The sequence below is a fragment of the Acinetobacter sp. MB5 genome, from assembly GCF_003261585.1.
In the GTDB taxonomy this organism is placed as follows: domain Bacteria; phylum Pseudomonadota; class Gammaproteobacteria; order Pseudomonadales; family Moraxellaceae; genus Acinetobacter.
The window spans coordinates 86,588-100,809 of the sequence record NZ_POVU01000002.1 but is presented as its reverse complement, the minus strand read 5'-3'; the positions used below and the strand labels follow the sequence as shown (position 1 = coordinate 100,809).

General features: G+C 39.4%; 14 protein-coding genes. 5 read left to right on the top strand and 9 right to left on the bottom strand.

All coding sequences use genetic code 11. The features are described 5' to 3' along the window. Positions 1-58 precede the first annotated feature (58 nt). From C1A47_RS03155 to C1A47_RS03140, 4 genes are all read right to left on the bottom strand, one after another. Entirely contained in the window at positions 59-493 is a 435-nt protein-coding gene (locus C1A47_RS03155; RefSeq protein WP_111892349.1) for a roadblock/LC7 domain-containing protein, read from the bottom strand. A gap of 18 nt (positions 494-511) precedes the next feature. After that, a complete protein-coding gene (locus tag C1A47_RS03150) occupies positions 512-1,048 on the bottom strand; it encodes a GTP-binding protein (RefSeq protein WP_111892347.1) in 537 nt (178 codons plus the stop codon). 3 nt (positions 1,049-1,051) lie between these two features. Beyond that, positions 1,052-2,071: a hypothetical protein gene (locus C1A47_RS03145; RefSeq protein WP_111892345.1), complete on the bottom strand. Its 1,020-nt coding sequence runs from the start codon at positions 2,069-2,071 to the stop codon at positions 1,052-1,054. 110 nt (positions 2,072-2,181) lie between these two features. Further along, positions 2,182-2,541, bottom strand: a complete 360-nt coding sequence (locus tag C1A47_RS03140; protein ID WP_111892343.1) for a roadblock/LC7 domain-containing protein — start codon at positions 2,539-2,541, stop codon at positions 2,182-2,184. A 1,154-nt stretch (positions 2,542-3,695) separates the two neighbouring features. Between C1A47_RS03140 and C1A47_RS03135 the strand changes: the two genes are divergently transcribed. From C1A47_RS03135 to C1A47_RS03125, 3 genes are all read left to right on the top strand, one after another. Beyond that, on the top strand, positions 3,696-5,132 hold the full coding sequence (locus C1A47_RS03135) for a cytochrome ubiquinol oxidase subunit I (RefSeq protein WP_111892341.1): 1,437 nt from the start codon (positions 3,696-3,698) through the stop codon (positions 5,130-5,132). Beyond that, positions 5,125-6,129, top strand: a complete 1,005-nt coding sequence (gene cydB, locus C1A47_RS03130) for a cytochrome d ubiquinol oxidase subunit II (RefSeq protein WP_111892339.1) — start codon at positions 5,125-5,127, stop codon at positions 6,127-6,129. The genes C1A47_RS03135 and cydB overlap by 8 nt, the downstream gene beginning before the upstream one ends. A gap of 227 nt (positions 6,130-6,356) precedes the next feature. Next, positions 6,357-6,602 (top strand): helix-turn-helix domain-containing protein, encoded by a 246-nt coding sequence (locus tag C1A47_RS03125; protein ID WP_111892337.1) that lies wholly within the window; start codon positions 6,357-6,359, stop codon positions 6,600-6,602. A 43-nt stretch (positions 6,603-6,645) separates the two neighbouring features. On the opposite strand, the gene C1A47_RS03120 is transcribed toward C1A47_RS03125, so the two are convergent. Together C1A47_RS03120 and C1A47_RS03115 are read right to left on the bottom strand one after the other, a co-directional pair. After that, a complete protein-coding gene (locus tag C1A47_RS03120; RefSeq protein ID WP_111892335.1) occupies positions 6,646-6,987 on the bottom strand; it encodes a carboxymuconolactone decarboxylase family protein in 342 nt (113 codons plus the stop codon). A 15-nt stretch (positions 6,988-7,002) separates the two neighbouring features. Further along, positions 7,003-7,398, bottom strand: coding sequence for a rhodanese-like domain-containing protein (locus C1A47_RS03115; RefSeq protein WP_111892333.1), 396 nt, complete (start codon positions 7,396-7,398; stop codon positions 7,003-7,005). A gap of 284 nt (positions 7,399-7,682) precedes the next feature. Between C1A47_RS03115 and C1A47_RS03110 the strand changes: the two genes are divergently transcribed. Together C1A47_RS03110 and C1A47_RS03105 are read left to right on the top strand one after the other, a co-directional pair. Then, positions 7,683-8,462: a carbon-nitrogen hydrolase family protein gene (locus tag C1A47_RS03110; RefSeq protein WP_111892331.1), complete on the top strand. Its 780-nt coding sequence runs from the start codon at positions 7,683-7,685 to the stop codon at positions 8,460-8,462. A 61-nt stretch (positions 8,463-8,523) separates the two neighbouring features. Continuing rightward, entirely contained in the window at positions 8,524-9,954 is a 1,431-nt protein-coding gene (locus C1A47_RS03105; RefSeq protein WP_162625915.1) for an APC family permease, read from the top strand. A 63-nt stretch (positions 9,955-10,017) separates the two neighbouring features. Here the strand turns inward: C1A47_RS03105 and C1A47_RS03100 are convergent, their stop codons facing one another. Genes C1A47_RS03100 through C1A47_RS03090 form a run of 3 tightly spaced genes read right to left on the bottom strand, consistent with a single transcriptional unit; the run spans position 10,018 to position 14,145 of the window. After that, positions 10,018-11,058, bottom strand: coding sequence for an HlyD family secretion protein (locus tag C1A47_RS03100; protein ID WP_111892329.1), 1,041 nt, complete (start codon positions 11,056-11,058; stop codon positions 10,018-10,020). 27 nt (positions 11,059-11,085) lie between these two features. Further along, a complete protein-coding gene (locus C1A47_RS03095; protein ID WP_111892327.1) occupies positions 11,086-12,645 on the bottom strand; it encodes an MFS transporter in 1,560 nt (519 codons plus the stop codon). Further along, on the bottom strand, positions 12,646-14,145 hold the full coding sequence (locus C1A47_RS03090) for an efflux transporter outer membrane subunit (protein WP_111892325.1): 1,500 nt from the start codon (positions 14,143-14,145) through the stop codon (positions 12,646-12,648). It abuts the gene before it with no gap. Positions 14,146-14,222 lie beyond the last annotated feature (77 nt).

Below are 14,222 nucleotides of genomic sequence, written 5' to 3'. Positions count from 1 at the left end.
TATCCAAATTGTGCAGCTAGAAAAAGATTTGGGAGAATAATCTTGAATCTAACAAGGATTAGTTAGGTGTATATTTTTTATCAGCTTCAATAATGGTATTGGACGCTGATTTTAGACTGTAAAGTAACTGGCCTAATAAAACATCTTTATTGCATAGGGTTACAAATAACATTGGGTGATGAGGGCCAGCAATCGAAGTTAAAATAGCCTTACCATTGTCTGCATCAAGGTTAATACTGTGACAGCCAGTTAAATTAATTTCATTAAGAAAAGCACTCATCATCGCTAAAATGGAGCTACTTACAGCCGCAATTTTACTGTCATTTAATTTTTCTTTTTTTGTAAATGTTGCAAGTGCAAATCCGTCTGTAGAACAAATCATAATTGACGTTACACTACGAATATTCATCAGAATATCGTGAGCTTCTGCTTTAGCAACATTAATTAATTCCTCTGGAGCCATTCTTTGATTTTTAGGTGCAACTGATAACATATTTATACTCCTGACGAATTAAAAAATTAAATTAACCTCGGCATTGGCAATTACTGATTCAACCAGCAATAAGACATCTTCTTTTTCACGAGCATCAATAAAAAACAAAGGTGTCAGTAATTGATGCTGCTTGAGCCAATCCCGATAGATATAAGTTGGTTTATCTTTATTGTCATCGACATGAGTAATGCCAATCGCAATATTTTCACCAAGTTTTTGGAAGGTAGAAAAATAATGATCTAGTTCTTCCAAAGAATTTTCTAGACTATGATCGATCAATAGAATAATGCCTAAAGAATTGTCACAAATCACTGACCACATGAAATCAAAACGTGACTGACCAGGTGTGCCATATAAGCCAACCTTTACATCTTGCTCAATGGTTATTTCACCATAATCAATTCCTACAGTGGTCAGCATTTTTTGATGTGAAGATAGATCTGTGTTGAATGCTTCGGTGGATAAAACGGGAATCTCAGAAATTGATTGAATCGCTTCTGTTTTTCCCGCACCCATATTGCCTGCAAATACAATTTTATATTTTTGAAGAATCATAATTTATAGTCCAAAATATTTTCTTAATTTGCCGAATATTTTTTTAATGCCATTATCTTCTATAGTTTCTGTTGTCGTTAGAGGTTCGCGTTTTTTGTAGCCACATTCAGATGCAGGAATGAAATGACCATTGTTGGCAGCCATACATGCAAAAATAAAGCGGCGTATTGTTTCCTCAGGAATATGTAACTGTTCCTGCACGACTTTAAAATCTGCACCATGAATGAAACATGCAGAAAGTTTTAAAACATCATTTCGATCGGTCTTATTCCATGGTTGTGGCCAGAAACTAATTTTATAACAGCCAGTTTGAGGTGACAGATTGGTTTCATCCGAAGAACACCAGAAAAGGTTCCAGAGCCAATCATTTAGATTATGAATTTTTTTACGTGAAACCTTAGTGAGTTCATCTGTTTTTGCAGAATGGTAGTTGAATGTTTTATTGGTGGACTGTTCTTCACGATCAGGATTGAGCCAAGCAATTTTATTGGCGATGTCTGCAACAGCTAATGTTCCGTAATTATCATAAATAAACATTTTACCTACAGCATGTTGATGTAAATGCTGTAAATGCGCGAGATTAAACGCATGAGATGTAATTTTATCAGTCTCAGCGATTGTTTTTTGGGTATCAAGTAGAGTGTTTAAAATAGATTCAGGAATATTAGGCTCATTTTCTGTGGATGCAGTATTTAAAACATATTTTTGCACCCAATTTTTTAGTTCATCTGACATGCGACAAGGGGTATAGATCGTATTTTCTATGAATTGTCCTTCAAATTGGTTATCTTTTGAAACTTTTAAAAAAGCGATATCAGGTCTGCATAATAGTTTTTGAATGCCATCAAAATCTAAAAATTCAGAATTTACAATTAAAAGGTTAATATATGGATCTGCAAGATTCGTCCATTTAATTTGAAATGATTCTGGAATAATATCACGCAGAATTGATTTTAATTCATTCGAGACTTTTAGCCCAATTCCAGAAATTACGATATGAATACTATTTTGTTCTTTTATCATAGGAATCTCATATCTTTATATTATGCTCTATATAAAATAATTTAATTTCGAATTAATTTTTTAATAAAAATAAATTATAAATATAGAGCTTAATATTAATCATGCAAATTTTATGCAAAATCTAAATCTTTCTCAAAACTTTTCAGTTCATGGCGAGCCATCGCAAGATTTGATTTACCACGATCTAAAACTAAATAAATAAACAAGCTCTGATTCTTATCTAAAGGACGAATCAAATGGTACTGTTTACCGAGTGTAATTAGAAGATCTTCAATAAAATCATTGAGATTGAGTGCTTTTGCAACACGACGTTTTGATCGTAATACTTCAGTGTTTCCTGCTGCAGCCAATTCTAAGTCAAGATCCCCACCACCAAGCGTAGATAATGCTAAGCCACTTTCACCATCAACAAGAGCTGCTGCCATAAAACCATCAATTTCACCGAGTGTTTCTAATGATACTTTAGCCATAATTATTTTCTCTATTAGTAAGAAAGTTAGGTAGCCTATTATATAAATTAATCAGCCACTTAATTTTTATAATCGGAATTTAAAGAAAAAGAAAGCATTTTTTTTTGATGGAAAAAAATATTTACATAAATTTAATTAAGATTTTTTGGGGTTTTCTTGTAATTTGTTTGAAACATTTAAGATGTTTTAATATAAATGTATGATTTTATATTCATTTTTTTATATGTATTTGTGTGCTTTTATGCAATTAATTGTAAAATTCTATAATTTAGAGTGGAAAAGTGAATTCTGACTAAAAACATTTGTATAAAAAATAAACTAAAATAAACACATGAATTTTCTTGAATTATTTCTGTGGTGTGTAATAAAAAAAGGCATATTTAATTTAAGTATTTATATGGTGTAATCATGTATTAAAATAATTGTTTAATTTTTCTAAATTCTTGTTGCCAGATATTTGAATGTGAACGATTAAAATTACGAATAGAATAATGTATGAAAGCAAATTTAATATGAAAATACAGAAAATAAGACGCAGATTGTTTAATTTATATAAATAAAGAATAAATTATATATTTATATATCGAATAGGGCTTACGATAAACCATTATAAAATGTCATTTTTAGATATTTAGAATTTTAAATTTCCTGTCATTCAGCCAAAACCTGTGTGGGATTTATCTCCCGATACGTCAAACTATAGTGATGCAGCATGTGAATGACAGATCATACTTATAAGTTGTTTCAGAAAATGGTAAATGCAGAATTTTTTACTCAAAGAACATAAGAGTTATGTTTCTTTTGTTTCAAAAAATAGGTTGCATATTGTTTTATGAAACATATTTGAAATAAATATTTTTTAATTTTAAAGCATATAATATTGATATATATGAATAAAAATATTTAATTTGTTTTGGCACTAAATTTGCGTAAAAGCAGTTGAACGTTTGTTTGTGTCAGAAAATTTTATGTAAATCTAAAATTTCGCTTTCTGATTTTCTGACCTAAGCTAACGCCTTGTTTTAGATGGTAAACATTTATTTTGAGCAAAATTTTAAGATTGCATTAGGTGAATAAATGAATATGTCCTCTGTTGGGTTTGTGATGAAAGGCTTAAACTTATTTAAGACTATTTGTCAAAAAGAGGTGAAGCGATGAGCCTTGGATTAACCGCATTAGAACTGGCACGCATTCAGTTTGCGTTTACAGTATCCTTTCATATTATTTTTCCAGCCACTTCGATTGGTTTAGCTTGTTTTTTAGCTGTATTGGAATGGCGTTGGTTATCAACGCGAGATCCTGTATATCGGGATTTGTTTAAGTACTGGATCAAAATCTTTGCTGTTGCTTTTGGTATGGGTGTGGTTTCTGGTGTCGTCATGAGCTACCAGTTTGGCACCAACTGGGCTGGTTTTTCTCGCATTGCAGGCGGAGTGACAGGCCCTTTATTGAGTTATGAAGTGCTTTCAGCATTTTTCCTAGAAGCAGGTTTTCTTGGCATCATGATGTTTGGCTGGGGACGTGTGGGTGAGAGAGCCCATTTCTTTGCCACACTCATGGTCGCAATCGGAACCTGTATTTCCATGTTCTGGATTTTGTCATCTAACAGTTGGATGCAGACCCCACAAGGCTATGCCATCGAAAATGGCGTGATTGTTCCGAAAGACTGGCTTGCCATAGTTTTTAACCCATCATTCCCATATCGCTTTACACATATGGCGATCGCAGCATTTTTAGTGTCTGCCTTGGTTGTTGCAGGTACATCTGCATGGCATTTGCTCAAAGGCCGTCGGGATGTGCTGGTAAAACGCTCATTTTCTATGGCGCTCTGGATGATTTTATTTGCTGCGCCCGCTCAAGTTTTGGTGGGGGATCAGCACGGCTTAAATACCTTGCATCATCAACCTGCCAAACTTGCCGCAATTGAAGGGCATTGGGAAACCAATCACAACGAATCTATGCCGCTTTATGTTTTTGGCATTCCAGATATGCAAGCGGAACAGACCAAATATGCGATCGGTATTCCATATTTGGGCAGTTTAATTCTGACACATGAATTAAAGGGTGAAGTTAAAGGTCTGAAAGAGTTTGCCCCTGAAGATCGTCCAAATTCGACGGTATTGTTTTGGAGTTTCCGCTTGATGGTGGGCTTGGGCATGTTAATGCTGTTACTCGCATTGTCAGGTCTATTACTGCGTAAAGGCGGTAAATTGTACGAAGCACCTTGGCTGCATAAATTTGCCATTGTTATGGGGCCTACAGGATATATCGCTTTGCTTGCAGGCTGGTTTACCACTGAAATGGGCCGTCAGCCATGGGTTGTCTATGGTGTATTACGGACTAAAGATGCGTTGTCTCCTGTACCTGCCAGTCAGGTCGGTTTTACCCTGATTGTATTTGTTGTGGTGTATACCGTCGTGTTTGGTACTGGCGTGTATTACATCTTAAAACTGATGCACAAAGGGCCTCAGTTTATTCATGCTCAACCTGACGAAGTTGCAGGCGTTGGACACTTTAAAACGCCAATGCGTCCACTGAGTGCCGTTGATGAAAGCATTGATCAACAGACACAGGAGCATAAACATGATTGATTTATCTATCATTTGGGCCGTGATTATTGCACTGGGTGTATTGATTTATGTGGTGCTGGACGGCTTTGATTTAGGAATTGGGATTCTATTTCCTTTTATTCAAGATCCGCAAAAGCGCGATGTGATGATGAACACGGTCGCACCAGTATGGGATGGGAATGAAACATGGATGGTACTGGGGGGAGCAGGGCTGTTTGCTGCTTTTCCGATGGTCTATGCCACCGTACTTTCAGCGTTTTATTTACCCATTATTATGATGTTGATTGCCTTGATTTTCCGAGGTGTAGCATTTGAATTTCGCTTTAAGGCACAGCGCTCTAAACATTTATGGGACATGGCCTTTATTTGGGGTTCAACCTTTGCCAGCTTTTTTCAAGGCATTTTGTTGGGTGCCTATATCCAAGGGATTCACACACAAAACGGTCTGTTTGTCGGTGGAAGTTGGGATTGGTTAACGCCATTTTCATTTTTTACAGGTATTGGTGTGGTGGTGATGTATGCAGCGTTGGGTTGTGCTTGGTTGATTCTTAAAACTGATCATGACTTACAGCAGAGTATGTATCAGTTAATGCCAAAGTTTGTAGTTGCACTACTTGTAATTTTTGCAGGTGTGAGCCTGTATACACCTTATTCACAACCTGCGATTGCTGCCCGCTGGATGAATCCATCTCAACTTCTGTATTTCAGTCCAGTACCTATTCTTGTTGTGCTCTTTAGTTTTTTGATCTGGAAAGCGTGTCGTCAAAAACATGAGTTCCGTCCATTTGTTTATACCTTGGTACTGATGTTTCTCGCTTATACAGGTTTTTTAATCAGTTTATGGCCGAACATCATTCCGCCATCAGTCACGATTTGGCAAGCCGCGGCACCTGCCAACAGTCAGCTTTTTGCCTTGATTGGGGCATTAATCCTGATTCCGATTATTCTGATTTATACCATCATGGCGTATTGGGTATTTCGTGACAAAGTCCGTGTGGGTGATGAGGGTTATCACTAGGTGAATTGAAAATGAAAAAATCTGAGTTGCAATGGTTTATTGGACTATGGTTATTAGGGTTTTTAGGTCTGGGTGTAATTGCTGCCATATTTAGAGGTTTATTATGGCTAGCCTATTAATAAATTATTATGCCTTGTAAAGTGATTTGAATATAAGTAAATACGTTTGCTTATATTCACATTTAATTTTTTAAAATAGATAAATAAAATAAATGAATGGGGTGGGGTATGAATTTAATTATGCAGCGAAATAGATTTAATTGTCCAAAGCTTTTAGATATTCAGCCTGAAGATATTATTTTTGCGCGTAAGCGATCGAAAATATCGCAGAATGAATTGGCAAATATTTTGGGTATATCGGTGAGAACATTAGAGAGTTGGGAACGTGGGCATCGGAAACCATCGAAAGCAGCGCAGTCTTTACTCAGGCTGTTTATTCGAGCGCCAAATGTATTGGTCAATTACTTAACATGAAGCAAAAAACAAATCACCTATAAGGTGATTTGTTTTGGTTAATTTATTGGTTTTCCGTAAATTCTTCAAAGGCTTCGATGGCATTTGCTGCAAACATGAGAGAAGGGCCACCGCCCATATACACCGCAACAGACAGAACTTCATTGAGTTCTTCTAAAGTCATGCCCATTTTGACAAGGCTGCGTGTATGAAAACCAATGCATCCATCACAACGGTTGGCAACTCCAATGGCGAGTGCGATTAATTCTTTAGTCTTTGCATCAATCACGCCTTCTTTCATGCTACTTTGTGCTAATGCATTGAAACTTTTCATGGTTTCTGGTGCAGTTTGACGAATCGTTTTAATATTGTTTGAGATATTATGCGTGAGTTCTGTAAATTTCATGGGCTTTTCCAAGTATTATTGAACCATAGGGAAGTTGGCATCTTGCCATGCCTGCATACCGCCTGCGATCGAAAAAATATGTGGAAAACCCATATTTTGTAGACTTAGTGCAGCAAGTGCTGAACGTCCACCAGTGCGGCAAATCAGGTAAATCTCATGTTCAGCCAAAGCGTTTAAAGCTGCTGAGGTATCGCAATGCTGTAACACAGCAGGATGTTGATGAATTCGCATTTCCAAAACACCGCGTGGCATATTGACCGCATGGTCAATATAACCTGATTGATATTCATCAGGTTCACGAATGTCAATTAAAATAATATGAGGGTCATTTGCTTTAGATTTTAAATCCTCAATGGATATTTCTTTGATTTTAGATTTTGCTTCATCAATTAACTGATTTGAAGTTTTCATGGTGTCTCCATTTTAAAATATGGTTGTTGAATATTTAAACTAAATTATAGTGATAAATATAATGCTGTCAAAGTTATTTTTAATTGGTTTTTGGAAGTTTTTATTAATGTGAATTATTCTTAATTTTATCTATATTTATCTTGAAAATATTTGAATTTGGTGTTGGTTAAATAAATAGGGATTGTTTAAATATTCTATTTAAAGCGTATCAAATTATTTATAAATAGGACTTGGTGGAATAAAATTTGCTTGAATGAAATCAGGTAGATAACTTTGGGTTGCTGATGATGAAAATAGCCATGCTACAAGCTGCCAGCATTCCGCTCAATTATGCTGAAAATTTGCACCAACTTGATCAGGCGATGCAGCAAGCAAAAACTCAAGGTGCAGACTTATTCATTACCCCAGAAATGTTTTTGTCGGGCTATGTGTTAAAAGAACAAACGCAGTATATGGCAGAAACATTGCCTTTGGCGAAAGTACAACAACTTGCGAAAACACATCAATTGGCACTGATTGTCGGGGCACCACGAGAAACTGAAAAGGGTATTTTTAACAGTACTTATTTCATTGATGAGCAAGGTGAATTGTTGAATGTGTATGACAAGACGCATTTATTTGGAGATGTTGATCGGCAACAATTTATTGCAGGGCAAACGCCTGTGGTCATAACGACTTATCACAATATCAAAATCGCCATGCTCATTTGTTATGACGTGGAATTTCCTGAAACGGTGCGTGCTGCCGCACAAGCGGGCGCACATCTAGTTGTAGTCGCGACTGCACAGATGCAGCCTTTTAGTTTTGTAAATAAACATTTAATTGCAACACGTGCTTGGGAAAACCAAGTCTATGTGGCGTATGTCAATCAGATTGGGCATGAAGAACCCTTTGAATATGTGGGTTTAACGACTTTGGCAGCACCGAATGGTGAGGTGATTGCTCAGGCGTCAGAGACTCAGCCAACGTTGTTATTTGCCCAGATTTCAGCAGAACAGGTACTAAAAGCACAGCAAAATAATCCGTATTTGCATGATTTACGTCAAGACCTGTTTGCCACTTAGTCAAGTTAGCATGATTTTTGCAACATCCTTTTTATGATTGCCAATCGCAAGAGGATAGAACATGGAAACACAAGTAATTGCACCCGCAATGGCGCAGACTGAATCCAGAAATAAATTACAAGGTTCTTTAGGTGTCGGCAGTATTGTCTTTATGGTGATTGCGGCTGCCGCACCATTAACGGTTGTTGGGGGCAATGTACCACTGGCAATTGGTGTTGGAAATGGTGTGGGGGCACCATTTGGCTTTTTAATTGCTTCAATTGTTCTACTCATTTTTGCTGTTGGTTTTGTCAATATGACGCCCTATGTCAAAGAAGCAGGGGCATTTTATTCTTATGTAAATCTGGGGCTTGGTGATCGTTTAGGCATGGGGGCAGCCTATACGGCACTGATTACTTATACCACCATTCAGGCTGGGGTCTATGGTTACATGGGCTGGGCCATCAATGATCTGGTTATGCACTACGGTGGTGCTGCACATCCGTGGTGGATGTATTCATTTTTAAGTGTAATCGTGGTGGCTTTTTTGGGTTACCGTCATATTGAGCTAAGTTCTAAAATTTTGGGTGTTGCCCTCATTTTGGAAATTGGCATTGTCTTGTTGATGAATGTCTCGATTATTTCGCATGGTGGTGCAGAAGGGATTAGCTTACAGTCATTCGAGCCAAGTACTGCATTTTCACCAGGTTTGGGCTTAGCGATTTTATTTGCATTAACAGGCTTTATTGGCTTTGAATCTACAGCCATTTTCCGTGATGAATCGGTACAACCTGAGAAAACCATTCCTAAAGCGACTTATTTGGCAGTGATCATTATTGGGGTGTTTTATACCTTATCTGCATGGGCCATGGTGGTGGGAGCAGGGCCTTCACATACGGTTGCGGTTGCCAATCAAACTTTACATGGTACAGGCAACATGATTTTGGATATTGCACAGCAATATACAGGCGTGTTTACCCGTGACCTGATGCAAGTGCTGCTGATTAGTAGTTTATTTGCTTGTGTACTGAGTTTTCATAATGTCTTGGCACGTTACCAATATGTGTTGGCATGTAAAGGTTATATGCCAAAAAGCCTGAGCAAAGTACATGATAAACATGGTTCACCCTCCAGTTCGTCTTTGCTACAAACGATCACTGCATTTGTCGTCCTTTTGATTTGCTGTCTGTGTGAACTTGATCCTTTGACCCAAGTTTTTGGTTATATGGCAGGCATTTCAACCGTCGGTATTGTGATGTTGATGCTGATGACCAGTGTAGCGGTTTATGTATTTTTCTCAAAAAATAAATCTTTAACCCAAAACAAACTGATGAAAACTCAAATCTTACCTGTAGTGGCAAGTTTGGCTTTGGCAGGATGTCTGATCATGATTTTGATGAATTTCATGACTTTGACAGGGGGAAGTGCATTGATGAGCTTTATTTTGGCGGTTATTCCCATTTTTGCACTGATTGTCGGGGCGTTGCGTAAAGTACAAGCCCCTTTGACTTAAACTAAAATAATAAAAAAGCAGTGATTCTCTTGAGGATGGAAGAATCACTGCAAAACCAAAATATTATGCACAACCTTTAATATGTACAGTTGGTTTCACCGACATACCCACACGTAATTTCTTCAAATCTGGCTGGTTGGCATCGAGGTGAATACGAATCGGTAAACGCTGCACGATTTTGGTAAAGTTACCCGTTGCATTATGCGGTGCAATCGCTGACATACTCGCACCACTGGCTGCACCGAGGCTTGCTACAGTTCCTTTCAAATGTACATTTGGCAAGGCATCGACACGAATATCAACTGCTTGGCCTTGGCAAATATGCGTCAACTGGGTCTCACGGAAATTCGCCTCAATATAAATTGAATTGAGTGGAACGATGGTGAGTAAAGGTGTACCTGTTTGAGCATAACCGCCGACACGAACCACTTTCTGATCAATAAACCCTTCAATTGGCGCATTGACTTGGGTATATGACAATTTCAAGTTCAATGTATCAATGTTGGCTTGGGCAGCAGCATAGTCGGCTTTGGCTTTAGCCAAATCTGCCTGTAAAACTGGAATTTCTTGCTGTGTGGTATTTAAAGCCGCGTTGTTCTTTTCATACTGACCTTGCTGGCTTTGGACTTGGGCTTGAGCCTGTTGCTGAGCCTGTACTGTGCCTGAACCATCGGCTGCAAGATTTGAATAACGTTGCAAGTCTTGATGTGCCAGTTTTAGATTTGACTGATCAATCTTAAGGCTGGCTTTGGCTTGTTGAATCAGACTTTTCTGTTGATTAATCAAAGCATTGAGTTTTTGAATGTCTGCCGCTTTGCCTTGTAAATTGGCTTGGGCATTTTTTAACTCAGCTTGAATGTCTCGATCATCAATATGGAACAGCGCATCGCCCACATGGACAAACTGATTATCATCAACACTGACTTTTTGAATCACACCTGAAACTTGCGGAGCAACTTCAGTCGCATCCACCTTAATATAGGCATCATCGGTGCTTTGCTCAGTTTTGTTGGCTTCGGAGCGGTTCAGTAAGAAGTAGCAAATGACCAGCACCGCCACGACAACTGTACCGATAAGTACTTTAAAGCGTAAATCTTTATTCATGGGAAAATCCTAAAATCTATAAAACCATTAATCTGCTTTTGGAGCGGGTGGTGCTGGAACTTTCGGTGCTGGAATGTATTGCATACACAGCACAACAGGAATCATGATCAGTGCAAGGCAGGCAAAGACCCGATAGATATCTGCGGTTGCCAGTACAGTGGCTTGCTCTGAAATTTGACTGGCCAATTGAGTCACGGCATGGTCTGGAATGTTTTGCAGTGCAGCCTGATCAATCAGATCTTCACTATGCAGTTTGGTACGATAGGAAAGGAACTGACCAATCACACCACTGCCAAATACCGTTCCGAGTGCTCTTAAGGTATTCACAATCCCTGAAACAAATGGCCCTTCCATCGGCTGAACCACACTGGTAGCAAGGAACAACATGGAGACCACAGCAAGCGGTTGACCTACTGCATGTAAAATTTCAATCGGAATAAATTCGTGAATCATCCAGTCTGAGGTGATGTAGCTGCTCATCCAGCAGGCAATTGCCATACACAACAAGCCGAGCGCAAACAGAAAGCGTGCATCTACCCATTTTTGATAGAGCAAGATGGCAACGACTGAACCGAGCACCAGTTGCGGTAAACCGACCATCATCCCAAATACAGCGAGTTGCTCAAGGCGGAAATTATGTAAATGCATTAGGGTATTGGTTGGTAAAACCACGGCACTCGACATCAAAATCAGCAATAAAAAGAATGCGGAAAAGCCTAAGCCTAAATTGCGGCGTTCAAGCAACTGCAACTTAATAAAAGGCGTAGGATGCCGCCATTCACTGATTAAAAACAGGAGGGTAAAAACACCACCTGCGAGCAAGCTGGCTTGAATGATGTTGGAGTTAAACCAGTCCAGACGCACGCCTTGATCAAGCGCAACCACCAATAAGGCTAAACCAGGAATGCCAAGCGCCATACCGAGCCAATTGCCTGTTTTTAAGCGTGGTAAGACCACAGGCATTTTGGGGATGCCCCAGTTGGCAAGAATAAGTGCGGTAATCCCGATTGGAATCACATGCCAGTATGCCCAGCGCCAGTCTTGCATGTGATCCACTGACCATGTAGCAATCGCCAAGGCAATGTTTGGGGAAAAGGTCGCAGTCAGAGCATACAGTGCCAAACCATGCAGACGGATGTTTGGGGGCAAGAAGCGTAGGGCTGCCATCATCAACACGGGAATCAGTGAGCCTGAACAAAAACCTTGCAAGCCACGCACAATCAACAGCAAATCTAAGCTGTGAATAAACGGAATGATTGCGGCAAAGCATAAAGCGAGGGTCAGCATAATTCCGTGAAAACGGCGCATGGAAAAAGTAATCGCAAACCATGTTGCAAAGGGCATGGCTGCCAGTTCACCTGCGGAATATACCGTGCTGAGCCATGAGGCATCATCACTACTAAAACCTAATGCACCTTGCACATCGGGCAAAACTAAACCTGCAACACGGTTATTTAAACCTGCAACCATTGCCGCAAGTAAAATGCCCAATAAGCCAACGGCTAAACGTGCTGTAAAAGGTGTGGGTGGTGGCGGGGCATGTTTTCCTTGCGGTGGAGCAGCGGGTGTTGGGGTTGGATCAGACATTTAAGACTTCTCCTGTAAGACTTGCGCTGACCATTGTTCTGCACCTTCGCCACCCAAAGCCCGATACAACTCTACAATCGCTAAAGCAGACGCAGTGCGATTTTGTATGATTTGCAGTTGTGTATTTAAACTTTGCTTTTGTGGAGCAATCACTTGGCTACGGTCGTAACTGCCTTGCTGGAAATTACGCAGTGCAACATGTTCAGTGGTTTGATTTTCTTTGAGTTGTTGCTGTAACAGCTTGGATTCAGTGGCGACATGTTGATAGTCAATCAAGGCATTGTCGACTTCATGCCATGCTTTTAGCACAGTTTGTTGATATTGCACGGCTGCAATTTTTTCGCGGGCTTCGTTTAAAGCCAAGGTACTTTTTAATTGACCACCATTAAAAATTGGCAAATGCAGCGTTGGCCCAATCCCATAAGTGCGTGAACCCCAGCTATCAAATTCAGATAAAGAAAATGCCTGTTCACCCAATTGTGCACTCAAACCGATACGAGGGTAAAAGTCAGCTTTGGCTGCATGCACATGTTCTAAAGCTGCGCGTAATTCAGCATCGGCTTGTAAAATATCAGGTCGATTTTTGACAAAATCGGAAGATAAACCAATTGGAATCTGGCGAGGATTGATCGGTAAAACTTGCTGACCTAAAAATTCATCGAGTTGTTGCGGTGCTTGTCCAAGCAATAGTGCAACGCTGTTTTTGAGTAGCGCAACTTGCTGTTTTTGGAGTTCAATTTGTTGCTGAGTTTGTGTGGCAAGCGTTTCTGCTTGTGCAACATCGGCACGGGTCGCTACACCATTTTTTTGTTTGTTCTGAAAGATATGTACCAGTTGCTGATCGAGCTGCTGCATATTCTGCAAAGTGATCAGTTGGGTTTGAGCACTACGCAGCAATAAATAGTTTTTAGCCAATTCAGCAGCTAAAGATACTTTAATTTGCTGTTCATTATAAATTTTAGCTTGAACATTGGCTTCTGCTGCGTGGTTCAAATGTTTCAAGTAGCCCCACAAATCCAGTTCCCAAGAGGCTTGAAGTCCCATGCTCCACAAGTTATAGCCGTGGTGGCTTGCCCCAAGTTTTGCTAAAGGTATGTTTTCACTTAGTGCACTTCGGTTGTAATTGGCATCGAAACTGAGTTGTGGTTGCTGAGCCGCTTTGGCCTCACCAAGAGCAGCCTGACTTTCTTGAATCCTCAACAAGGCAATTTGTACATCGAGGTTATTCTTGGCAAGTTGCTGTTCTAAGGCACTGAGTGTCGGATCATTAAACAGTTGCCACCATTGCTCTGGTAGTGCTGTTTCTGTGAGTTCGGGATGTTGCTTGAGCATGCGCTGACGTTGCGCTGCAAATGCTGAGTCGGATTTGACCTGTATTTGAGGTTTTTCAAAAATAGACTCATGCACACATCCTGAAAGGGTTAAAACCGCCATTAACGCCGTACTGATGAGAGGGGCTTTATGAATTAACCTGCTGCTGAGTTGTTTATTCTGCTGCATCACAATGATTGCCAATTAAACTGTACCGAACGGTACTCTAGCAACAAAAAATATACAAGTCAATTTTGTTTTCTGTT